The 22,829-nt window shown below is 60.9% G+C and carries 24 protein-coding genes and 2 pseudogenes; 23 read left to right on the forward strand and 3 right to left on the reverse strand.

The window, feature by feature from the left end:
• Positions 1–76: 76 nt before the first annotated feature.
• Entirely contained in the window at positions 77–415 is a 339-nt protein-coding gene (locus NKI63_RS26255; RefSeq protein WP_352823904.1) for a hypothetical protein, read from the reverse strand.
• 176 nt (positions 416–591) lie between these two features.
• Here NKI63_RS26255 and NKI63_RS26260 point away from each other — a divergent pair, with 176 nt between their 5' ends.
• Both NKI63_RS26260 and NKI63_RS26265 read left to right on the forward strand, forming a co-directional pair.
• Positions 592–900 (forward strand): hypothetical protein, encoded by a 309-nt coding sequence (locus NKI63_RS26260; protein WP_352682161.1) that lies wholly within the window; start codon positions 592–594, stop codon positions 898–900.
• Positions 887–1,075, forward strand: coding sequence for a hypothetical protein (locus NKI63_RS26265; RefSeq protein ID WP_352503331.1), 189 nt, complete (start codon positions 887–889; stop codon positions 1,073–1,075). The genes NKI63_RS26260 and NKI63_RS26265 overlap by 14 nt, the downstream gene beginning before the upstream one ends.
• 315 nt (positions 1,076–1,390) lie before the next feature.
• Here the strand turns inward: NKI63_RS26265 and NKI63_RS26270 are convergent, their stop codons facing one another.
• Complete coding sequence (locus tag NKI63_RS26270; protein ID WP_352823905.1) at positions 1,391–1,708, reverse strand: KTSC domain-containing protein; 318 nt, start codon at positions 1,706–1,708, stop codon at positions 1,391–1,393.
• Positions 1,709–1,880: 172 nt separating this feature from the next.
• On the opposite strand from NKI63_RS26270, the gene NKI63_RS26275 reads away from it, so the two are divergent.
• The 21 genes and pseudogenes from NKI63_RS26275 (at position 1,881) to NKI63_RS26385 (ending at position 22,747) form a co-directional block, all read left to right on the forward strand.
• Positions 1,881–2,114: a hypothetical protein gene (locus tag NKI63_RS26275; protein ID WP_352508341.1), complete on the forward strand. Its 234-nt coding sequence runs from the start codon at positions 1,881–1,883 to the stop codon at positions 2,112–2,114.
• Between the two features lie 970 nt (positions 2,115–3,084).
• Entirely contained in the window at positions 3,085–5,112 is a 2,028-nt protein-coding gene (locus NKI63_RS26285; protein ID WP_352755438.1) for a conjugal transfer protein TraG, read from the forward strand.
• A 119-nt stretch (positions 5,113–5,231) separates the two neighbouring features.
• A complete protein-coding gene (locus NKI63_RS26290) occupies positions 5,232–5,645 on the forward strand; it encodes a CopG family transcriptional regulator (protein WP_352467842.1) in 414 nt (137 codons plus the stop codon).
• On the forward strand, positions 5,642–6,610 hold the full coding sequence (trbB, locus tag NKI63_RS26295) for a P-type conjugative transfer ATPase TrbB (RefSeq protein ID WP_352467841.1): 969 nt from the start codon (positions 5,642–5,644) through the stop codon (positions 6,608–6,610). The genes NKI63_RS26290 and trbB overlap by 4 nt, the downstream gene beginning before the upstream one ends.
• Before the next feature lie 11 nt (positions 6,611–6,621).
• Entirely contained in the window at positions 6,622–6,930 is a 309-nt protein-coding gene (locus NKI63_RS26300; protein WP_023680310.1) for a TrbC/VirB2 family type IV secretion system protein, read from the forward strand.
• Entirely contained in the window at positions 6,930–7,202 is a 273-nt protein-coding gene (locus tag NKI63_RS26305) for a VirB3 family type IV secretion system protein (RefSeq protein WP_023680309.1), read from the forward strand. Before NKI63_RS26300 ends, NKI63_RS26305 begins: the two co-directional genes overlap by 1 nt.
• Complete coding sequence (gene trbE / locus NKI63_RS26310; RefSeq protein WP_352618781.1) at positions 7,196–9,646, forward strand: conjugal transfer protein TrbE; 2,451 nt, start codon at positions 7,196–7,198, stop codon at positions 9,644–9,646. The genes NKI63_RS26305 and trbE overlap by 7 nt, the downstream gene beginning before the upstream one ends.
• Entirely contained in the window at positions 9,643–10,368 is a 726-nt protein-coding gene (gene trbJ, locus NKI63_RS26315; RefSeq protein WP_352823906.1) for a P-type conjugative transfer protein TrbJ, read from the forward strand. The genes trbE and trbJ overlap by 4 nt, the downstream gene beginning before the upstream one ends.
• 36 nt (positions 10,369–10,404) lie before the next feature.
• A complete protein-coding gene (gene trbL, locus NKI63_RS26320) occupies positions 10,405–11,727 on the forward strand; it encodes a P-type conjugative transfer protein TrbL (RefSeq protein WP_352618784.1) in 1,323 nt (440 codons plus the stop codon).
• Positions 11,728–12,459: a conjugal transfer protein TrbF gene (gene trbF, locus NKI63_RS26325; protein ID WP_352823907.1), complete on the forward strand. Its 732-nt coding sequence runs from the start codon at positions 11,728–11,730 to the stop codon at positions 12,457–12,459.
• A complete protein-coding gene (gene trbG / locus NKI63_RS26330) occupies positions 12,449–13,477 on the forward strand; it encodes a P-type conjugative transfer protein TrbG (RefSeq protein WP_352567554.1) in 1,029 nt (342 codons plus the stop codon). The genes trbF and trbG overlap by 11 nt, the downstream gene beginning before the upstream one ends.
• Positions 13,478–13,487: 10 nt before the next feature.
• The gene (locus tag NKI63_RS26335; RefSeq protein ID WP_352467887.1) at positions 13,488–14,705 is read left to right on the forward strand and encodes a TraB/TrbI/VirB10 family type IV secretion system protein; all 1,218 of its coding nucleotides are present in this window, start codon (positions 13,488–13,490) and stop codon (positions 14,703–14,705) included.
• A gap of 11 nt (positions 14,706–14,716) precedes the next feature.
• Complete coding sequence (locus NKI63_RS26340) at positions 14,717–14,989, forward strand: DUF2274 domain-containing protein (protein WP_023680069.1); 273 nt, start codon at positions 14,717–14,719, stop codon at positions 14,987–14,989.
• A gap of 387 nt (positions 14,990–15,376) precedes the next feature.
• Complete coding sequence (locus tag NKI63_RS26345) at positions 15,377–16,381, forward strand: ABC-three component system protein (protein ID WP_352509259.1); 1,005 nt, start codon at positions 15,377–15,379, stop codon at positions 16,379–16,381.
• The gene (locus tag NKI63_RS26350) at positions 16,378–16,863 is read left to right on the forward strand and encodes an ABC-three component system middle component 2 (protein ID WP_199202885.1); all 486 of its coding nucleotides are present in this window, start codon (positions 16,378–16,380) and stop codon (positions 16,861–16,863) included. Before NKI63_RS26345 ends, NKI63_RS26350 begins: the two co-directional genes overlap by 4 nt.
• 1 nt (position 16,864) lies before the next feature.
• Positions 16,865–18,742 carry a coiled-coil domain-containing protein gene (locus NKI63_RS26355; RefSeq protein WP_352823908.1) on the forward strand — a complete coding sequence of 626 codons (1,878 nt, stop codon included), beginning with the start codon at positions 16,865–16,867 and terminating at the stop codon, positions 18,740–18,742.
• Positions 18,743–18,807: 65 nt separating this feature from the next.
• Positions 18,808–19,274: pseudogene (locus NKI63_RS26360) on the forward strand (DUF4238 domain-containing protein).
• Between the two features lie 16 nt (positions 19,275–19,290).
• Positions 19,291–19,623, forward strand: a complete 333-nt coding sequence (locus tag NKI63_RS26365; protein WP_352823909.1) for a hypothetical protein — start codon at positions 19,291–19,293, stop codon at positions 19,621–19,623.
• 382 nt (positions 19,624–20,005) lie between these two features.
• On the forward strand, positions 20,006–21,112 hold the full coding sequence (locus tag NKI63_RS26370; protein WP_352509253.1) for a hypothetical protein: 1,107 nt from the start codon (positions 20,006–20,008) through the stop codon (positions 21,110–21,112).
• A gap of 91 nt (positions 21,113–21,203) precedes the next feature.
• Entirely contained in the window at positions 21,204–22,238 is a 1,035-nt protein-coding gene (locus tag NKI63_RS26375; RefSeq protein WP_352509250.1) for a toll/interleukin-1 receptor domain-containing protein, read from the forward strand.
• Positions 22,239–22,624: 386 nt separating this feature from the next.
• Positions 22,625–22,747, forward strand: a complete 123-nt coding sequence (locus NKI63_RS26385) for a hypothetical protein (protein WP_502900516.1) — start codon at positions 22,625–22,627, stop codon at positions 22,745–22,747.
• Here NKI63_RS26385 and NKI63_RS26390 read toward each other — a convergent pair.
• Positions 22,744–22,829: pseudogene (locus tag NKI63_RS26390) on the reverse strand (IS5/IS1182 family transposase); the annotation flags it as partial. The gene NKI63_RS26385 and the pseudogene NKI63_RS26390 sit on opposite strands and share 4 nt — an antisense overlap.

The following is a 22,829-nucleotide window of genomic DNA, read 5'->3' on the forward strand; positions in this document are numbered from 1 at the left end:
GAGTTGAGTTCAGGCGGTGGTCGGGGGAGATCAGCCAGCCACACGCTGGTGATTCCAACCCGAGCCGATGTGCCAATCAGCAACCTTCGTCGGTCTTTTTCACCTGGCCCGGCGCGGCGGTATTGGCTGTCGTGTCCTGCTGACTAGGCGCCGCCTGCTGAGCGCTGCCAGTCTGCTGGCCCGGCGCGCAGTCTCTGGCCGAGTTCGGATTTGTGGTGCCGCTGGTGGTCGTCGTGTCGGTGCCCTGATCGCCGGACATGTTGGTGCCGCTGCTCGTCGTGCCGGTGCCCTGATCCGTCGTACTGGGCATGGTTGTGGTGGTCGAGGTTCCGCTCGAATTTCCGCTAGTCGTCTGGGCAAAGGAAAGCCCGGCCGACACCGCCAGCACGGCCGAAGCCAAAAGGATGCGTTTCATCATCTTTCTCCTGTCTGAATGCGCGGGATGCGCCTGGCAAATTGAACAGGCAGACAGAAGGAGTGTTCCCCGATGAAGTTCAACTTTTGTAACTCTGGTCGTAGGTCAGCCTTACGATTGCGGGCGTATATTAGAAGCCTCTTGAAGAGGACACTGCCCGCACCAGAATCCATGGCATGGCTCGGGGAATAGGCATTGGTGACCAGGTGGCGATTACGGCCAGGGTTCGAAGGCGGATAACAATAACAGAGGACCGCGTAAGCGTCTCTATCCCAGGTTACGACTTCCCACATTCCATCATCGACCACACCAAGGTGAACCGAGGCCAGCAAATCGACCTGAAAGGCGAGGTCACGCGCATCGACGAGGACACCGTGACGATCGACCTCGGGCCGCTGGTCACGGTCGACCGTGACAAGGTCCGGCTAATGGAGAAATATCGGCCGCCAAAACGACGAAAGGCACTTGTCGATGCCCCGGATTAGAACCGACAACATCGCGACCGGCTATGAGGGCAGGCCGCATGACGGGCCGGTAGAGGACGAGTCGAAGCACTTGGTCTACTGCCCAGTCTGCGGCCAAACGTTCGACGCGCGCGATCTTGGACAGGTCTTTCATCACGCTGAGCCGCAGCACGAGCCGCTTCCGGTCGAGCAATAGTCCAGCTAATTGAGCTCCGGCGGCAGACCGTCATTGAGACCCTTCAGCGCGCCACCGACGTACGTTGGATGAGAAAAGGGTGCTGCGTGCACCGCGCCTTCCCCGCGCGCCGATGCTCCACCTGGACCGCAAAAAAGTCCCGCCGCACTGCCAGAACGGCGGGACCGATCAAACGCTTTGCACCAGGCGGGGGGATGCGGGGGGTGGGCTTGCCAAGTGAGCGCGGACCGTAACCAACCCTAAGCGCCACAGCGGCAACGCGTCCACCAACCGCCGGTTGGAGCGATAGGACGACTGAGCCGCCGGCAGGTCAGGTCATCCCGGGTCGCTATCGCTCGCAACCAGACGGTAGCGGAAATTGTTGCGGATGTGGTCGTTGAAATAGCGGCCCTTGGCGAACGCGGCCCGGAACGCGGCAAAGGTTTCCGGCGGTACCCCCTCAAACTCGTACCGTTTACGGCTGGCGACGAACCACACCGAGAGGGTTCTTCTATCCCGATCATATTCCATCTTGCGGATCGAAGTAGATGGCATGAGCACCACAGCCCCAAGGCCCGCGCCTTGCGGGGAGCGCGGGCCGATCGGGATACCGATCTGCAGCAATACCTGGAGGGGAGGAATGGCTGCGTGCACCGAACTTGCGCGGCGGTCCCGTGTTCCAACCAGGATACAAAAAAGCTAGCTGCACCTTTCGGCATCATGCGGACGTTGGATTTGTGAGAAAGCGGGAGCGTCAATACCAACTTCTGGCGATGGAATTTTCCCGTGAGATAGGCACGCTCCACGGCGAAAGGAGTGCCCCGCCATGACCGTCCTCGCCTACAACCTTGCCAATGACATCGAAGGATTGTGGAGGGTCGTCTTCGTGCCGGACGAACTGCATCTGTATGTGGAATTCAGCCAGCCAGACGCCGACACAAACCCGGCTGATTGGATGAGCGTTGATGATTTCCTTGCATGGCGGCCGAAAGGCGCACTCCACGAGCGAGCGCGCGACAGCTTGGTTTCGCTCATTTGCAAGGCGCTGACAGGGCGATGAGACAAGGGAAACCCGCACCGAGATCCAGTGCGAGCGCCGCGAGTGGGCCTAGGGCCCCACAAGCCAGTGCCACCCCGCCGCCGGCAAACCGCGGCGGGCGAGTGCCTCGGGGACACGATGGTAGATTGCTAATGCGTTCGCGCGTGTGGCCTTAAGTCGCAAACTATTGGCTTCAGAAGCAGGGCGTAGGGCTTCATTGATGGTGCTGCCAACACCATATGGTGACCCATAGCCCTCCAAAACGAGAGAAGCTCGTCCCGACGGGTCGCACTGCGGCCGTCAGCTGGTAACTGCTACGAACTAGGAAACCATCATGCCTGAAAATATCAGACCAACTTCGAGAGATGTCCCCCTCATTCAGCTAGGCCTCTATCAGTGCCGCTTCCCGGTGAGCGAAGACGCTTCTGTACCCGGCGGTTATCGTTTTTGTGCTGGGCCAACTTCGCCGGATCGCGTCTACTGCGATCACCACCACCACATTGTGACCGCCGTGGACCCTCGTCGAGCCCGTTCGGGTCTTCACCTCGCTCAACGACGCGCCGCGTAAGTCTGACTGGCGGCGGCCTCCCGGCCAGGCGCTATGCGCTCCAAGGCCGCCTTGGCTACGACCTTTCCGTCGGCTCGGTCTGGCCCATCCTCCCTGTCTTCGCCGATGTATCCCCCGTCGCCCGATTGAGAACGACGATTTCTCGCCGAGCCCTTCAGCTCGCTACTCGCACAAACGCGTCGGCTCCAAAGGTTTGTCTGTCAGCACATCTTCAATGTGCCCGCGCCTGAAGCCCCAACATCTTCTGCGACCTAACCGCGTACCTGGCACCGCCGATCGGTTGCTGCGGCGGATTTTCGCTGTTCGCAGCTGAATAATGCCTATCAACCTTGTCATCGCACCTAGTCGCACGTAGCGGCCGTTCGAATTCTCATCGCTCGGCGCGATGTTTGGTCCGTCTGGCCAGAAGAGCGGAGCAAGCCATTGACACCCACGAAGTTGCTGATTGGGCAGATCGCTGTCGTATTCGCAATTGTCATTCTTGGCGTGTGGACTGCAACCCAATGGTGCGCCCACATGCTCTCCTATCAGCCGTCACTCGGCGCACCATGGTTTGTGACAGTCGGCTGGCCGATCTACCAGCCGTGGAAGCTGTTCGAATGGTGGTTCCAATTTGACGCCTATGCGCCTGAGGTCTTTGACAAGGCTGGCATACTTGCCGGAGCCAGTGGGTTCCTGGGCTGTGCCGCCGCGATAGCTGGGTCCCTCTGGCGCGCACGGCAGCGGGGGTTGGTCACCACCTATGGGTCCTCACGATGGGCCATGAAGCTGGAAATCGAGAAGGCGGGGCTGTTTCAGCCGGCCGGCGTTTTCCTTGGCGGACTGAATTATCGCTATCTGCGCCATGACGGACCGGAACACGTCATGGCCTTTGCGCCGACACGTTCGGGCAAGGGCGTCGGACTCGTTGTTCCAACCCTTCTTTCCTGGACCGGCTCGGCCGTCATTCACGACATCAAAGGCGAGAACTGGCAGCTGACCTCTGGCTGGAGGTCGAAGTTCTCGCACTGTCTCTTGTTCAATCCGACCGATCCGAGATCGGCGCGGTACAACCCGCTGCTGGAAGTGCGCAAAGGTCCAGATGAGGTCCGCGACGTTCAGAACATCGCCGACATTCTCGTCGATCCGGAAGGCGCGCTGGAACGGCGGAACCATTGGGAGAAGACCAGTCATTCACTCCTAGTTGGCGCCATCTTGCACGTGCTCTACGCCGAAGAGGAAAAGACACTCGCCCGTGTCGCCACCTTCCTGTCGGACCCGCAACGCTCATTCGCTGCGACACTGCAGCGGATGATGACCACCAACCACCTCGGCACGGTGGACAAGCCCCAGGTCCATCCGGTCGTGGCCTCGGCGGCTCGTGAGGTGCTGAACAAGTCAGAGAACGAGCGCTCAGGCGTTCTCTCGACCGCCATGTCGTTTCTCGGGCTCTATCGTGATCCAACGGTGGCCGCGGCAACATCGGCCTGCGACTGGCGCATTGCCGACCTTGTGGATGCCGAGCGACCGATGTCGCTGTATCTGGTCGTGCCGCCGTCGGATATCTCGCGCACTAAGCCCCTGGTGCGATTGGTGCTCAATCAAATCGGCCGGCGGCTGACCGAGCGCCTGGAGGGCGATCCAAAGAAGAGCCGCAAGCATCAGCTCCTGATGATGCTGGATGAATTTCCGGCGCTCGGTCGGCTCGACTTCTTCGAGACTGCGCTCGCCTTCATGGCAGGCTACGGCATCCGCGCTTATCTGATAGCGCAATCGTTGAACCAAATCTCCAAGGCCTATGGCGAGAACAACGCCATTCTCGACAATTGCCATGTGCGGATTGCCTTTTCCTCAAATGACGAGCGCACGGCCAAACGCATCTCGGACGCGCTCGGTACCGCGACGGAACTCAGATCGATGCGTAACTATGCCGGCCATCGGTTGGCGCCCTGGTTGTCCCACGTCATGGTAAGCCGCCAAGAGACCGCTCGCCCCCTGCTGACGCCGGGTGAGGTGATGCAGTTGCCGCAGGCTGACGAACTAATCCTGGTTTCGGGATTGCCGCCGATTCGCGCCAAGAAGTTGCGTTATTACCAGGATCCGAATTTCACGGAGCGAGTGCTGCCTTCGCCGGTGCTGCGCGACGGTGCCTACGCGGATCGGCCCACGTCGCGCCCGGACGATTGGAGCGGACAGGTGCGCGGCGTGGATCGGCGTCTTGCTGGCGACGACGACAGTGCCGGCGCGGCAATCGAAGACGGAGGTGTCCAGCAGCAGCGCCATCCGGGCCTGCCCGAAGAACGGACCCTCGTCGCCCAGGAGCCTGATCATGGCGATCTGTTCACGCCCGCAGACGATGACTGCGAGACGCTCGCCGACAAGCGCGTCATGGATCGGATTTCCACCGCAGCACGTGCGTACGGCCTCAATGAGGGAATGGGCGACGACAAGGACATCGTGCCCGGCTTCTGAACGGCGCGCCATACGCGGGCGTATCTCAGCGTAGATAACGGCCGTAAGCGATTTCGAGGATCTCGACGATGCTCGTTCCCGTCGCCGGTGCATCAGCGCCGGTCAGAGGAACGAGCAGCATGAAGCCCCACCGCATTCGTCACCAGTTTTTGCTTGAACCCGAGTTGAGCGAGAAGCTGGAGAACCTCAGCCGCAATCCATCGACCACCAAATCGGCCATTGTGGCGCACGCGGTCGAGGCCTTTATCGAGCGGCGTGGGGAGAATGAACTCGACCAGCGCTACGGCAAGAGGCTCGACCGTCTTTCCCGCGACCTCGGACATGTCAGGCGCGATGTCGAGATGATCCTGGAGAGCCTGGCGCTCTTCATCCGCTTTTCGATCACGCTTCATGCTCACACGCCGGTGCCGGACAGGGCCACGCAAGCGATTGCCCAGGAGCGCTTCGACAAATTCGTCGAACAGGTCGGCCGCCAAATCGCTTCCGGGAAACGGTCACTTGGCACCGACGATCGCAGGGGAGGGGAAGGATGAGTTCTCATCCGGAAGCCGACCATCGCCGCCGCGTCATGCTGCGCACCGCCATGGGTCCGGCGATCACCGAAGCCCTTGCCGATCCGACCGTCATTGAGGTGATGGTCAATCCCGACGGTGCGCTGCGGCTCGACCGGTTGGGTGAAGGCCGGGTCGACACCGGCGTGCACATGCATCCTTCTGAGGCCGAACGCATCATCCGCCTGGTCGCCTCCCACGTGCGCGCCGAGGCGCATGCTGACAATCCGATTGTCAGCGCCGAATTGCCATCGGGCGAGCGCTTCGAGGGTCTGCTGCCGCCTGTCGTGCTGGGGCCATGCTTCGCCATCCGAAAGCCTGCGGCGAAACTCTACACGTTGGCCGACTATGTCGCCGATCGGGTCATGCTGCCGCTGCAGGCCGATGCGCTGAAGAAGGCGGTCCGCGAGCGGCGCAACATCCTCGTCGCCGGCGGCACGTCGTCGGGCAAGACAACACTTGCCAATGCGCTGCTGGCACAAGCCGCCGATTGCGACGAGCGGGTGATCCTGATCGAGGACACGCGCGAACTGCAATGCGCGGCGAAGGATTGCGTTGCCTTGAGGACGAGGCGGGGGTCGGTCACGCTCGCCGATCTCGTGCGCTCGACCCTGCGGCTCAGACCCGACCGCATCATCGTGGGCGAAGTCAGGGGCGCGGAAGCCCTGGACATGCTGAAGGCATGGAACACCGGGCATCCCGGCGGCATCGCGACGGTTCACGCCAATTCGGCGCGCTCCGCTCTCTACCGTATCGAGCAGCTCGCCCAGGAAGCCGTCGTCACCGTTCCCCGCCGCCTCATCGCTGATGCGGTAGATCTGATCGTCTTCATCGCTGGGCGCGGATCCTCGCGCCGCATTGACGCGATCGCGGAGGTCACCGGTCTCGACAGCAGCGGTGATTACGCCGTCACCCCGCTCACGCTTCCGCAACTCCAGCAGTTTTGAAAGGTCACCTCATGCTCAAGAAGCTTCGCTTCCTTTCGTCCACCGCGCTCGCGTTTCTTCTCACCGTCCCGGCCCACGCAGCGGGCTCCGGCATGCCTTGGGAACAGCCGCTGCAGCAGATCCTTGAGTCGGTGCAGGGACCGGTCGCCAAGATCGTCGCGGTGATCATCATCATCACCACCGGCCTGACCCTTGCTTTCGGTGACACGGCAGGCGGTTTTCGCCGGCTGATCCAGATTGTCTTCGGCCTGTCGATCGCCTTCGCGGCATCGAGCTTCTTTCTCTCCTTCTTCTCCTTCGGCGGCGGGGCACTCGTTTGATGGCCACCGGAGAGCAGCATATCGAGGGTTTCGAAGTCCCCGTTCACAGGGCATTGACTGAGCCGATCCTGCTGGGCGGCGCGCCGCGAGCGGTGGCGATCCTCAACGGCACTGTGGCCGCGGCAATAGGCCTTGGCCTGCAGCAGTGGATCGCCGGACTGGCGCTCTGGATCGCCGGCCACACGCTCGCGGTCTTTGCCGCTCGCCGCGATCCGGACTTCGCCAGCGTGCTTGTCCGTCATCTTCGCCTGAAAGGGTGGCTTGCATGCTGAACCTTTCGGAGTATCGCGGCAAAGCCGATCGGCTGGCCGATCATCTGCCCTGGGCCGCTTTGGTGGCGCCCGGCATCGTGCTCAATAAAGACGGTAGCTTCCAGCGAACCTTCCGGTTCCGTGGCCCCGACCTTGAAAGCGCGACCGAAGCCGAATTGGTCGGCATCTGCGCACGAGCCAACAATGCGCTACGAAGGTTGGGCTCCGGATGGGGGTTGTTTTTCGAGGCCGAGCGCGTTGAAGCGCTGGGCTATCCGAGCTCGGCTTTTCCCGATGCTGCCTCATGGCTGGTCGATGAGGAACGGCGCGCGGCCTTCGAGGGCAAGGTCGCGCACTTCGAGAGTCGCTATCATCTGACCTTGGTCTTCATGCCGGCGCCAGATGGCCAGGCGCGGGCGGAAAGCGCACTGGTCGACTCGCATCACTCGGGAGGGGCTAGAGACTGGCGCCAGGAGCTGGCGTGGTTTCGCGACGGGACCGACCGCGTCCTGGATTTGCTGTCCGGCTTCATGCCGGAAGTGCGCGCCCTCGATGATGCCGAGACGCTAACCTATCTGCACGGCACAATCTCGACCTACCGCCATCCGGTCGCCATGCCGGAAACGCCAATGTATCTCGACGGTGTTCTGGTTGACGCGCCGCTTACCGGCGGCCTGGAGCCGATGCTAGGTGAGCAGCATCTGTGCACCCTCACCATCCTTGGTTTCCCGAACGTCACCCGGCCAGGGATCCTCGACGCGCTCAACCATCAGGATTTCGCCTACCGCTGGATGACGCGCTTCATCCCGCTCGACAAGACGGAAGCCACAAAGACACTGACCCGGTTGCGCCGTCAGTGGTTTGCCAAGCGCAAATCGGTCGCAGCCATCCTGCGCGAGGTCGTGACCAACGAACCCGTCCCTCTCGTCGATAGTGACGCCGACAACAAGGCGCTCGATGCGGATGCCGCCCTTCAGACATTGGGCGGCGATCACGTCGGCTTCGGCTATCTCACCACAACGGTGACGGTATGGGACCAGGACCGGCAGACCGCCGCGGAAAAGCTCCGAGCGGTTGAGCGCATAGTCAATGGGCTCGGCTTCACCACGATCCGTGAAAGCATCAATGCGGTCGAGGCGTGGCTCGGCTCGTTGCCCGGTCATGTCTACGCTAACGTTCGCCAGCCGCTCGTTCACACGCTGAATCTTGCCCATGTCATGCCGCTGTCGTCGGCGTGGGCCGGTCCGGTGGATAACGAGCATCTCACCAACGTGACTGGGACCGAATCCCCGCCGCTTCTCTTCGCAGAGACCAACGGGTCGACACCGTTTCGGCTTTCCACCCACGTCGGCGATGTCGGCCACATGCTGGTCGTTGGTCCGACCGGTGCCGGCAAGTCGGTTCTGCTTGCGCTAGTCGCTCTGCAGTTTCGACGCTATGCCGGGGCGCAGGTCTATGTCTTCGACAACGGCAATTCGGCTCGTGCGGCAACACTGGCCATGGGCGGAGAACACCACGCTCTGGGCGCGGATGGTGCGCTTGCCTTCCAGCCACTGAGCAATATCGGCGACCAGGCTACTCGCAGCTGGGCGGCGGAATGGATCGCCGGCCTCGTTGCCCATGAGAATGTCACCGTTACGCCGGAGGTAAAGGAGGCGATCTGGTCGGCACTCATCAGCCTTGCCACTGCGCCGGTGCGGGAACGCACGCTGACGGGCCTGTCGGTTCTGCTTCAGTCCAATGGACTCAAGGCCGCGTTGATGCCCTACACGCTCGACGGTCCCTTCGGCCGGCTGCTCGATGCCGATGAAGATCGGCTGGCTTTGTCGGATGTGCAGTGTTTCGAGACCGAAGAGCTGATGCACCAGGAAGGCGCCGCGCTGCCGGTGCTCACCTATCTCTTCCATCGCCTCGAGGAGCGGCTCGACGGCCGGCCAACACTGCTCATGCTCGACGAGGCCTGGGTCTATCTCGACAACCCGCTCTTTGCCGCCCGCATCCGCGAATGGCTGAAGGTGCTGCGAAAGAAGAACGTCTCCGTCATTTTCGCCACGCAGTCACTTGCAGACATCGCTGGCTCTTCCATCGCGCCGGCGATCATCGAGAGCTGCCCACAGCGCATTTTTCTCCCCAATGACCGTGCCGTGGAACCGCAGGTGCGGGCAGCCTATGAGTGCTTCGGCCTGAACGAGCGGCAAATCGAATTGGTCGCCCGTGCCACACCGAAGCGCCAGTATTATCTGCAGTCGCGCCGCGGCAACCGCCTCTTCGAGCTCGGGCTCGGCCCGATCGCTCTTGCGCTCTGCGGCGCCTCTGATCCGGCCACGCAAGCTTTGATCGACAGCGTCCTGTCAGAGCACGGGCAGGACAGCTTTGCTTCCCGGTTCCTGAGTGCGCGCGGCCTCGATTGGGCTGCCGAGCTTCTCCAGCAATTCCCTCAACCAGACAAGGAGCAATCGTCATGATGCGGCGCCGCCTTCTCACCAGCCTGATCACCGTTTCCCTGATCGCAAAACCAATGGCCGACTACGTCCAGCCGGCCCACGCCCTGATCGTGTTCGATCCATCGAATTATGCGCAGAACGTGCTGACAGCGGCACGTTCCCTGGAGCAGATAAACAACCAGATCCAGTCGCTTCAGAACCAGGCGACGATGCTGCAGAACATGGCGCGGCACCTTCAGCGCCTGGATTTTTCTTCCGTGGGCCAGCTCACAGGTTCGCTCCAACGGATCGACGGCCTGATGACCCAGGCCAGCGGCCTGAGCTTCGATCTCGACAAGCTTCAGAACCAGTGGCGTGTGCAATATCCGGAAAGCTACGACGCCACAATCAAGGTCAGCGATGTGGCGAGCGCCGCGCGCGAGCGCTGGCAAAACGCCATGCAGGCGTTCCGCCAAACCATGAGCGCGCAGTCGCAGATCGTGGAGAACGTGCGGGCCGACGGCGACCTGCTTACCGATCTCGTCAACCGCAGTCAGGGCGCGGCAGGTGCCCTTGAGGCAAGCCAGGCCACCAATCAGCTGATCGCGCTTTCGACCAAGCAGCAGATGCAGATCCAGACGCTGCTCGCGACCCAGTTCCGGGCTGAAGCCGAAGATGCTGCCCGCAAGGCGCAGTCTGAGGAAGCCGCCCGCGAGACGACGAAGCGTTTCCTGGGCACCGGTACGGCCTATCCCGGCAACTGATCAGCAGTTCTTCAAGACAACGAGGAAGGCGGCGACATGAATGACCTCGGCGTCATTGATCGCTTCATGGAGACTTTTACCCGCTATATTGATAGCGGGTTCGGTCTGCTTTCGGGCGACGTCGCCTTTCTCACCACCATCCTGATCGGCATCGACATCACGCTGGCAGGCCTGGTCTGGGCGTTCGGCGGCGAGCCCAATGTTCTTGGCCGGCTTGTCCGAAAAGTGCTCTATGTCGGCGCCTTCGCCTTCATCCTGAACAATTTTAAGAACCTCGCCGACATCATCTACCATTCCTTTGCCGGGCTCGGCATCAACGCATCGGCCGGCAATCTGTCGGCCGACAGTCTCCTGCGGCCAGGCCGCATTGCCGCGGCCGGCTTCGAGGGCGCCTGGCCGCTGCTCAATCAAGCGAGCCAGCTAGTCGGCTTCCCCGAGATCTTTGGCAACGCGCTGACCATCTTCGTGCTGCTTCTCGCCTGGTTCCTGGTCCTCATCGCCTTCTTCATTCTTTCAATTCAGCTCTTCATCACCATTCTGGAGTTCAAACTCACCACATTGGCCGGTTTTGTTCTGGTGCCTTTCGCGCTCTGGAACCGCTCGGCGTTTCTGGCCGAGCGCGTGCTCGGCAATGTGATCTCGTCGGGCATTAAGGTGATGGTGCTTGCTGTCATCGTCGGCATCGGCTCCACGCTCTTCGGCGAGTTCGCTTCCGCGCTGCAAGGCAAGGAGCCGGACTTGGCCGCGGCCATGTCACAGGTACTGGGCGCGTTGGCGCTGCTTGGGCTCGGCATTTTCGGGCCGGGAATTGCCTCGGGTCTTGTCTCGGGCGCGCCGCAGCTTGGCGCGGGAGCCGCACTCGGAACCACCGCGGCGGCTGCCGGATCAACGCTCGTTGCCGGAGGTGCGGCGCTTGCCGGCGCGCGCATGGCAACCGGCGGCGGTCTCGCCGCCGTTCGAGCCGGCACGGCCATGGGATCGGCTGCTTCCACAGCTTGGCAGATGCGGCGTGCAACATCGCCCGAGTCCGGGCTCTCCGGCGTAGCTGCTGGACTGCAGGGCGTTGCCGGCGCAGCTGGCGGCGCCGCGATGCGGGGAATGCGATCTGCAACAGAACCATTCCGGCGCAGCGCCGATGCCGGCCGCGATGCCGCCTGGACCGCGACGGGCGGCACGCCGACCGCATCAATGATCGGAAACCCTGCCGCGTCAGGTGCCAATGCCGCGCCGGCGTGGGCGAGGCGCTTGCGTTCCCAACAGACCGCGCGCGCCCATCGCCACGCCGCCACGCAGGCCGTCCGCGATGGCGATCGGGGTGGAAGCGGGGCCAACCCCTCTCTCAACGATAAGGAAGACTAGATGCTCTTCAAGCGACCTGTTCAGCGTTACGGGAAGACGCCCCACCCGGTCACACCATACCAGAAGGCGGCCCAACTTTGGGACGAGCGCATCGGCACTGCGCGCGTGCAGGCAAGGAACTGGCGCCTGATGGCCTTTGGCTGCCTCGCTCTGGCCATCGGGCTCTCTGGTGGACTCTTGTGGCAGTCGATGCAGGGCCGCGTCGTGCCTTATGTTGTCGAGGTTGACCGCTTCGGTGAAACACGGGCTGTCGCGCCGGCAATCCAAACCTACGAGCCCGACGATGCCCAGATTGCCTGGCATCTCGGCCATTTCATCCAGAATGTCCGCTCCGTCTCCACCGATGCGGTGCTAGTGCGGCAGAATTGGCTCTCGGCCTACGACTTCGCCACCGACCGTGCAGCCCTCTTTCTCAATGAGTACGCTAAGGCCAATGACCCGTTCGGCAAGATCGGCACGCGCAGCGTCTCGGTGCAGGTGACGAGCGTGGTTCGAGCGTCCGACAGCTCCTTTCAAGTCAAATGGACCGAGCAGGTCTTTGAGCGCGGCAGCCTCGCCAGCACAACGCGTTGGACCGGGATCCTCACCATTGTGATCCGGCCGCCGAACAATACCGATCAGCTGCGCAAAAACCCGCTCGGCGTCTTCATCAATGCCATCGACTGGTCGCGCGAGCTGGACAGCGCCGCGCAGACTTCCGTTCCCCCAAAGGAGCCCGCCAATGATAAATAGACTCTCGTCGCTCCGCACTGCGCTGGTCCTGTCGACGTCGGCTGCGGTCATCTCCGCCTGTGCCTCGAAGCCGGTGCCGCCACCGCAGATTTCCTATGATGCTGCCAAGTTCCAACCGGCGGCAATCGAGAAGGCGCCGGAGAAGCCCGTCAAGGTCGTGGAAGTGCCGACACCGCTGCCGCTGCCCGGCCAGTTGCAGCCCGAGCCGGGCAAGGCTGCTGAAGACAGGCGCTCGCCTGAAGAACGTGTCGCCGATGCCAACAAGGCGGCGACGCAGCAACCCACCAAATATGGCTATGTGAATGCGGTGCAGGTTTACCCTTTTGCCGAAGGCGCGCTCTACCAGCTCTATGCCGCACCGGAGCGCGTCAGCGATATCGCTCTGCAGTCAGGCGAGAAACTCCAATCCGTGTCGGCCGGCGATACAGTGCGCTGGGTAATTGGCGACACCGTCAGTGGCTCCGGCGATGACCAGCGCACCCATGTGCTGGTGAAGCCCTTCGCGCCAGGACTTGCCACCAATCTGGTGATCACCACGGACCGGCGAAGCTATCACCTGCAGCTTCAAAGCACGGATAAGACCGCCATGGCGGCCATCTCCTGGACTTACAGCGAGGACCAGATCATCGCGCTACGCCGGCGCAATGCGCAGGCCGACGCCGCTATGCCAGTGGCGTCGAATGTGGCTCTCGAAAATATTCGCTTCCGCTATTCGATTACCGGCGACATGCCGCCCTGGAGGCCGACGCGCGCGTTCGATGATGGCAGCAAGGTCTACATCGAGTTTCCGCGCCGCATCGATCAGGGCGAGGCCCCGCCGCTCTTCATCGTCGGTGCTGACGGGGACAACCAGCTCGTCAACTACCGCGTACGGGGCAACTATTACATCGTCGATCGCCTCTTCGCCGCGGCCGAACTGCGCCTCGGCGCCAAGCAGCAGCAGGTGGTGCGCATCACGAGGACCGACGGCAGGCAAGCGCCGCGGCGGATATTGCTCTTTTCGCGTTCCAGCAGGTGAGGGACGGCCCATGACGGATACTTCCCGCTCCGATGCTCCACCGAAACTCGATCCAGAACAGCTGCAGCTGCGGGCCTCGCCTCGCCGCGCTGTGCGCTTCAAGCGCGGCATTATTGTCGCCATTGCTGCTGTTGGTTCCGGGACCGTTCTAGCCGTCACCATGATGGCGCTGCAAGGACCGGCACTGCGCATCAAAGAGCAGGCTGAAGAGCTTTACAACACCGAGCGGAAGCCAACCGCGGAGGCAATTGAAAGGCTGCCTAAGGACTATTCCGGGATCAAGCCCAAGCCTCCGGTGCTTGGACCACCGCTGCCCGGCGACCTCGGCCGCCCCATCCTTGAGCACCAACGCCAGCTGGGCATCGCGCCGGGCCAGGAGGTTTCGGCGGAGGAGCAGCGCCTTGCACAGCAGGCGATCGAGGCGCGCGAATCGCAAGTCTTCTTCCGGATCGAAAATCGACCCCGGCAAGCGGATGCCGCCGGCAACGGGCAGGGCGGGCGTCCACCCTTTGATGGAACGGCTCCACAATCCGATGCCGCACGCGATTCAGCTTCCGTTGCACCGGCCGAGGGCGACCAAAACAATCAACAGCGCAAGCTCGATTTTGTCAGCCAGCGGAACACAAGTGGAATCTACAATCTGCATGCACTGCAGACGCCGGCTTCGCCGTATCAGCTGATGGCCGGCAGCGTCATCGCAGCGAGCCTGATCACTGGCATCAATTCCGACTTGCCCGGCCTCGTCGTCGCACAGGTCACCGAGAATGTGCACGACACAGTCACCGGCAGCACCTTGCTCATTCCGCAAGGCTCTCGCCTGATTGGCACCTATGACAGCGTTGTTGCCTTTGGACAAAGGCGCGCGCTGCTGGTCTGGCAACGGATACTGCTGCCCGACGGCTCTTCGATCGAAATCGACAATCTGCCGGCGACGGACACCGCCGGCTATGCCGGGCTTGAGGACAAGGTGGATTTCCACACCTGGCAGCTGATGAAAGGCGTTGCGCTGGCCACGTTGCTGGGGGTCGGCACGGAGCTGAGCCTCGGGCAAGACGAAAGCGACTTGGTCAAAGCAATCCGCGAATCCGCTCAGCAGAACGTTAGTCAAGCTGGCCAGCGCATCACCGAGAAGAACCTCAATATTCAGCCCACGATCACCGTCCGCCCTGGTTGGCCACTGCGCGTCATCGTGCACAAGGATCTTGTGCTACGGCCGTACCCGAATTGACTGGAGTCATCATGACCAATCTGAAACTCGGCAAACTTCCGGATCGGACACCTTCGAAGATCACCATAAGCGTAAGTGCAGACCTGAACCAAGCACTGAAGGACTATGCGGCCCTTTATCGTCAGACCTATGGCGAGTCCGAATCGGTAGCGGAACTGATCCCGTTCATGCTGGCGGAGTTCCTGGAGAGCGATCGAGCGTTTGCCAAGGCCAGAAAGGAAGGGCTCCCTGTCGTCGACAAGTCAGAGAAATCGCGGCGGCAGGCAATTTCAGGGTCCGAATAAGTGACAGCGATCAGTGAGTCCGAGGGGGCACCTTTCTAGGCGGGCAAATGCATTGAAGCAATTTGCCGGCGGCAAGCCGAAACATCGGGCACAATAGACGAGCTGATCTGCCCCGAACCAATGCCGGCTCTGCGCCTCATTTCAGTCGTTCAGGCCGTCTAGGCAATCTTTTCAAAGCTGCCGGTCCGTTCAGGTTGATGAACTGTCCATGACAGGGTGGGAAGCGGCTATCCCACTATCCGGAAAGAGCACGGAAATTTGACGTCGCGCGAATGATGTCGTCGGCGAAACCATCCAACAATGTCTTCAGATCGATGCCGGTTTGAGCGTTGTCGACGCGGCGCGCCGATGCGATACTCAGGCAAAGGGATCGATTCAGGGGCGGACGTGACAAAGCCAGCAACGCGCATCGTCGAACTCGAGGACAACGAACTCGAAGAGTTCGTCGAGATATACGCCGAACGGAAATCGAAAGACTACGTCGAAGTCGAGCGCGTTGGTGCGGCCAATGACAAGGGCCGGGACGTGATAGGATTTCTCTCGCGCGCCCGCCATGATGGCGCGTGGGACCTTTACCAGTGCAAGCGGAAGACACGCGGCTCGAAGCTTCGGATCGGCGAGGCTATGACGGAGCTGGGCAAGGTCTTCCACCATCATGCGGCCGGCGCCTACGCGACGCTGCCGCGACGGTACATCTTCGTTTCGCCGCGAGGCATCGACGGCTCGTTGACTACGCTGCTGCAGAACCCGTCCCGAATAGGGAAGGCGCTGCTGGAGGCTTGGGACAAGCATTGCCGGATGAGGATAACCGCCAGAAATCCCGTCGAACTCACGTCCGAAATCCGGGCCTCGATCGAGCGCTACGACTTCACGGCGGTCGAGTGCCTGACGGCGCCGAAACTGGTCAAGGATCCCGCCGCGCTTCCGGCTCTTGTCCAGGTGCTGGGCCTGCCGCCTGGCGAAGCGCCCGAAGGCGAAACGCCCGATGAAATCAGCGACATAGAGCTGACGTATCTGACGCAGCTTCAGGAAGTCTATGCGGGATCGGCCGGATTGGACTTCGCGACGCTGGAGGACGTCTTTACGGACCCTAAATTCGGGGAGCACCTTAGGATCCAGAGACAGCGCTATTATCAGGCGTGCGCGTTCCGCGACTTCCACCGCGACAATACGGCGGCCAGATCGGTCGACGTATTCAAGAACGACATCTACCATTTACTGATCGAGGTCTATAACGAGGCGCACCCATCGCCTTTGGCGAGGATCGACGCGGTGATGAAACACACGGGGGCGGCGCCTGCAGGAATTCTGGGTACCTTGGCCCGGCCTCCCGTGAAGCAGGGTACGTGCCATCACCTCGTTTCGGACGGAAGGATCAGATGGAGCCCATGAGCGCGAGCATTTCAGACCTGTATCATACGCCGCTCGAGGCCGGGATTCGTGCCGTGGTCGTGCTCGAGCATCTGCGGCCGATGACCGCCGACCTCAGCGAGGTTGTCCTTTACGATCACGTCGTCGTCCACGCCTCCGACGTCGGCGGACCGATGTCGCTTCACGCCGCGGTCAGCAGCCGGAAGGGCGAGCTGCTCGTCCGGCGCGGCATTGTGGAGGCAGGGCTCGACCTTATGCGCAAATGCCATCTCTTGGAGAAGGTCGCCGACGATGAGGGATTCGCGTGGCGAGCCTCCGAGGAAGCCGCTTCGTATGTCGAGTTGCTCGAATCCCCCTACTCTGAAGACCTGAAGATCTGCGCCAGCTGGGTGGCCGGACAGGTGCGCGAACTGTCAAAGGCCGGATTCAGGTCCATGGTCGTCGGTAACATCGGGGAATGGACCGATAGTTTCGGGCATGGCACCTCCCAGGCTGGCGTCTGACATGTCACCGTCCCGGTTCATCTTGCGGCGCCTCGCCTTCACCGGGCCGGATAGACTGGCCGTCTACCTCGACTTCGCGCCGGGACTAACGGTGGTCTGGGGCGGTTCGCAGGCTGGCAAATCCTTCGCCGTCAAGGCGCTCGACTACATGTTCGGAGGAGGGTCCGCCCTGCCGGGCCTGGCCGAGGCCGTCGCATACGACAGATGCTGGTTAGAAATTGATGTGCCAAAAAGCGGGCGGATCACTCTCGCCCGTTCGCTGTCAAAAGGCGGGTACGACCTTTTCGAGGGTGAGTTCGAGCAGGCACTCGGCCGGAAAAGTGACCGCACGCTGGCCGAAAACCACACGACCAAGAAGGAGAGCCTCTCGACTTTCCTGCTTGGAGAACTCGGCGTCGGCGACACGGAAATTGCCAGGACTCAGACCGGCGACAAGGCGACGTTCACGATCCGGCATTTCGCCAGCTACCTGTTCACGGAAGAGACCCCGATGATCGCGGAGGAAAGCCCAATCGTCGTCGACCGCCAGAGTAGCGACACCTTCAACAAGAACGTCCTGAAGTTCATCCTCACAGGTGTCGACGACAAGTCGATGGTGAAAGTGCCGGATACCAAGCAGCAGAGACAGACGAACGCTGGTCGTATTGAAATCGTTGAGGAGATGCTGAACACGGCGGTCGCAGAACTCGCCGCCATGTATCCCGATGTCGAAGACTTGACGATCTTGAACCTCGACGAACAGGCCGAGCGGCTAGATGCGACGTTGAAAACCTTCAGATCGAACCTGGCTGCAGGACATTCCGCTCTCGACGCGCTCTCCATGGAACGTCGACGACTGGTGTCCGAGCGCGATGAACTGACGGAGAGGGCGGACGAGGCGGTCCTGACCATTGAACGGTTCGAACTGCTCGCAACAAGCTTTGCCAGCGATATCCGCAGGCTTATGATGCTGGAGGAGGGGGCCGCGGCCCTTGTGGCCGGAGCGAAGCGTCCTTGCGTCCTGTGTGGTGCTGATCCCGAGCATCAGCATGTCGAACACGGCTTCGAGGCTGTCGAAACTTCCCAGAAGGCCGTTTCGGCAGAATTGCGCAAAGTCCGAGCCGAAAGCGCCGGGCTGACGAAGGCGATCACTTCACTTCAGGCCGAAGCGATCGGAATGCGGAGGCGGATCGCCTCCCTTTCCGGCGACATCGAAGTGAAAGATGAGCAGATCGAGACCGCACGGGAAGCCGCCGTCAAGACACGCGACCAGTATGAGGGGATCGATGTGGCCCGAAAGAAGCTCCATGACGCAACGTCCGTTGAGAGGCGCATCAGCGGACTTCGGGTCCGCCAGGCCGAGCTGTTGAAGTTCAAGACGAAAGGGGTCGCCAAGGGAAGCGTCGCGGTCGGTGTCGGGACGGTCGTTGGAGATGAACTCGCAGCTGCGGTGGAGGACATCTTCAGGAAGTGGAAGTATCCGGGGGATCCGCGTATCACTTTCCACGAGCAGACGCATGATATCCTCCTAAACGGAAAGCAGCGTAACGCCAACGGCAAGGGTGTAAGGGCGCTGCTCAACGCAGCGTTCAAGATTGGGGTCATGGATGTCTGCCGGAAACGCGAGTTGCCGCATCCGGGTATTCTCGTCCTCGACAGCCCGCTTCTCAGCTACCGCGACCCGCTGAAGTCAAAGCACAAGGAACTCAGCTCTGACGAAGCTACCGTAGCCGCGGCAGGTCTAAACGTGCACTTCTACAACTATCTGATAGAACGCCGCGACGAGGCGCAGTTCATAATCATCGAAAACCAGGATCCGCCGTTCCCACTTCCGGACGGGGTGCTTGAGCATGTGTTCGCAGGCGAGCACGGCAACGCGGGCAAACGCGGACTGTTTTGAGCCGGTTCCGGATCGCCAGATCCCTGGAGCAGGCCTCCACGGGTCTGCAAGCATTGCGGGCAATAATGGCAGAGAAGGCAAACCACCACTTCACCCCTCAGTTCTATCTGCGGAATTTCAGCGTCGGCTGTGACAAGCGGAAAGCCAAGGTCTTCTGCTACGATCAGTCGACGAGAAAATCGTTCGAGACCTTGGTCCGGAAGTCGGCAGTCGGCGCCACTTCTTCCGGATCGATGTCGAGGGCTATGACCCTAACCACGTCGAGGACGGGATGGCCGAGATCGAGGGTGAAATCTCAGTGCATCTGGCCGAGATGATAGAGGCGATCAGCTTCCCATCGGAGGCGCATTTTTCTTCTGTTATGCTTCTGATGGGGAACGTGGCCGTGCGTAATCCACGGTTCAGGTCAATGACCGAAAATTTTGATCTGAAAGTCGTCAACGGCATTATGAAAATGATGCTGCAGGATAAGGATCGCTTCGACGATTCGGTGAAGCAGGCGCGAGCGAATGGCGCCCTTAGTCCGCGATGACATCAACTACGAGGATATGAAGGACCTCATCGATCGAGGCGAACGTAAGGTTGCGATCGATCAGACTTACCTGTTTGGATTGGAGCTCGAATCGGTCCCGACGGCTGTTGAGCAACTGGCTCGCAGGAGCTGGTCCTTCCTCTCGGCCGCGCCTGGCTGCACCTATGCGGCATCCGACGATCCGGTAATCCTAGATTGGGTTGACGGAAAGCCGAGACCTTACTCGCCGGGGTCCGGCCTCCAAAATACGATCGTTATGTTCACGATCTCGCCCGAGCTCGCTTTGGTCGGGCTTTTCGTCAAACAGCCCCCCAGCGAGATCATCGCCGCGACCACGTCGCCGCACTGAATACGAGCATTACTCGATATGCGACCAAGTAGCTCTATGCTCGCGACGGGTCGGGCAAGGTTCGCACCAGGACAGAGCTTTATGTCCCAGGCCGGGACCTCGGCGCGGCGTTGGAACGACAGGCGAGGGGTGGAGGGTGATGAATCGTTAGACAGGCCAGCTGCCTTTTTCAATCAAGGACGTGTTTGTTCCCAATCTACGATGATTGACGGCGGCTTCCCATCCATTGCCATTAATCCCCAAGTTCCACCGTCTACTGACAGAAAACGTGTTTTCGGACTCCGTTTACAACCGCGAATCTTCTATATTCACGGCAAGACTCGCATGAGTCGCAACCTGCCAGGGAGGAGACGATGGCAACAACAGGGACGAGAACCCAACCATGGAAGCATCCGCTCGCAATGTAATAGAGTACACGTTTCCTGAGGAATACACTGGCCACGCAACCTACCGTGAGGCTCCTTATCATCTGCGGGACCAGTTCATAGAACACGTCAAGCAGTCCTATCAGCCTGAAACTTTCCCCGGACTCTACTGGGGTCGCGTGAACAAGAATGAGCCATTCGAAATCATCCACACGTTCGCTGTGGATCGAAAGAAACGGCCCGAGGGCGACTACATTCCCTGTCCGATGTGCCAGCGGCGGGAGAAATTTCTCGAAGGCTCCTTCGTCTTTATCTTCAACCGCCAGTGCATCGCGGTGATCGGCCACGACTGCGCCTCAGCGGAGGTCAAGCATGCCGCGTTCTCAAAAAAGAAGCAGGACGACGAGCGGAGGCATCAGGAAGACTTCTTGATGGCGCGGCTGACGCACGTTCCCAGCATGCTGCGGGAGTTAGAAGCCCTGAAGCCGATCGCAACCGAGATCGAAGGCATCTTCCATGACTTCCGGAAGGACGCGCCGACGATCCACAGAGCCCTGCGGCAGGTCCGCAAGGCCGGCGGCGAATACGTCCTGACGGAAATGGTCGACAACGAGGCTGCCGAGTTCGATCCCCGGCTCCCGAAGAAGCTCGCGCGGAACAGCTACTTCGGAAGCATGCGCGGTGACACGCTGGTTGGCGCAAGCTGCAAGTTCCTGACCGAAGTCAGGCGCTACGAACAGTGGCTTCTTTCCTTCGACGGCTGCGACGACGAAGAAAAGGCCATGGAGGCGACTATTGGCTTGTTGCAGCGCAAGGAGGCCGCCAAGGCGGTCAGGTACATCGGCGAAGCCGCGAGGCGGATGGACAAGCTGAGACGGGCTATGTCGGCCGCCTGCTTTTTCTTTGCTGACACCCATATCGAAGACATGAAGGAATGGGCGCGGGATCGGCTCCAGCCCCATCCGTTCACTGTGGACCGCCACGTCCGGAACGACGGAATTTCGCTCGCTTTCTCGCGCGTCACCGGAAAAGATGAAGAACGCGAGTATGCGCGTCTCTTCCTGAGCAATGCACTCGCCGAATGGGCGGATGCCAATCGCGTCGCACCCAAGCTCGAAAACTGAAATGCTCTGACAAGGGGGCAGCGGAACGCTGGCGGCACTTGCATTTGGGAGCCCGGCGCAGATAACTTGCCGACCTCTATCGGGGGCCTCAATGACCGACATCTTCATCAGCCACGCAGTGGCCGACGCTGCGCTTGCCAATAAGTTCGTTGCCTTCCTGAAAGAGGCTATCGGCGTGCCCGCCAAATCGATCTTCTGCTCCAGCGTCGACGGCCAAAACATCCCATTTGGAGATGACTTCAACGATTACATGAAGAAGCAGATACAGAGCCCGAAGCTCGTCATCCTAATGATGACACCGTGTTACATGGAGAGTTGGTTCTGCCTGATGGAACTTGGCGCCACCTGGGCGAAATCGTTGAAAGCGCTCCCCATCGTAGTGCCGCCGATCAGGTTCAGCGCTGTCTCTGGTACGCTAGGGCTGAAGCAGGGGTGGAGCATCGACAACGATGCAAAGCTCGTCGATCTACGCCAAATGATTCAGGGGACTGGAACCGCACTTGAACCGCGGACTGAGCATGACTGGGACAAGAAGCGGGCGGCGTGGAAGGTCGACCTGAAGAAATTATTGAAGAACCTAGCTCCCGCAACCAACGTGTCCGCCTCCGAACATAAGGCCCTACAAGACGAGCTCGCGGAGCTGAAACAGGAACTGGCAGGCCTCCAAGATGTGTATGACGAGGCGAGCGAAACGATCGAAGAGCTCAAGGCCGCGAAGGACCCTGTTGCAGTCAAGGCCATCATGTCCAAGAAAACCAGCGTCGATGCCGAGGCCCGGTTCAAGGAAATCCTGAAAACGATCGTCGACCTTCGACCACGAGTCAGCATTTACTTTTACCGCAATCTCATCATGGACCTCTATGGGAAGGCCGTCCCCATTGTCTGGTACGATAGCGACCAGAAATCGAATGCCGAAATGGCGATCCAATACAACATCATGGACCCCGATCCGCCGCATGCGTATTTATGGCGAGGCAAGAAGCTGAAAAAGGTGCAGGCGGCCGTTAGGGCGCTCGACGAATTCCTCGAAAGCGAGGAGGCGGCAGACTTTGTAAAGGAGCACGAGAGCTCCGGCAACACGATGGACACGGACGACCTGGAGTTCTGGGAAGACAACCTGAACTAATTTCGGCGCGACCGATATGATAAAGCCCCCGTCGCGCTAGGCGTTTTTCAGGGAGCGCATCCCCTGCCGGGCATCCTGAACTCCTCAGCGAGGGTAGACGGCACGATTCCGCTGGCGACATCCCGGCGGACGACACCGGCATTCATATCTTACAGGGCTCTCCGAAGACCTGTGCGACCGATGGAGGGGTGCGATCTTTGCGTTGAACCCAATCAACCCTGACGCCGCACGCCACTTTTGCACCAGTGCGCGGGAGATATTCACGGAAATCCTGGAGGTTTGGCCGAAGAGGGCGAGGTCGAAGGCGCCGACCCCCAGTGTGACCGCACGCCCAAGGCAAGCCCACCCGCAAGGCGAAAATCCGCTATCTTCTCGGCAAGAAGGGGATGCTGCACGACAAGCTCGAGGTCTTCATCGAGACCGACATCACCAACATCGTCCAGCTTTTCGGCGTCTTCAACCAGGCGACCCACGGCCGTGGCGCGCTTACTCCGTTACATTTCAGCTAGGCCGTAGACTCATAAGCGCGAAGCCACAGTCGCATTGAGGCGAGTTGGATCATGGCGAGGAAGTTGGCTGCCAGTTTGTCGT

This window comes from Mesorhizobium sp. M0410, from assembly GCF_040321435.1.
Classification (GTDB): Bacteria; Pseudomonadota; Alphaproteobacteria; order Rhizobiales; family Rhizobiaceae; genus Mesorhizobium.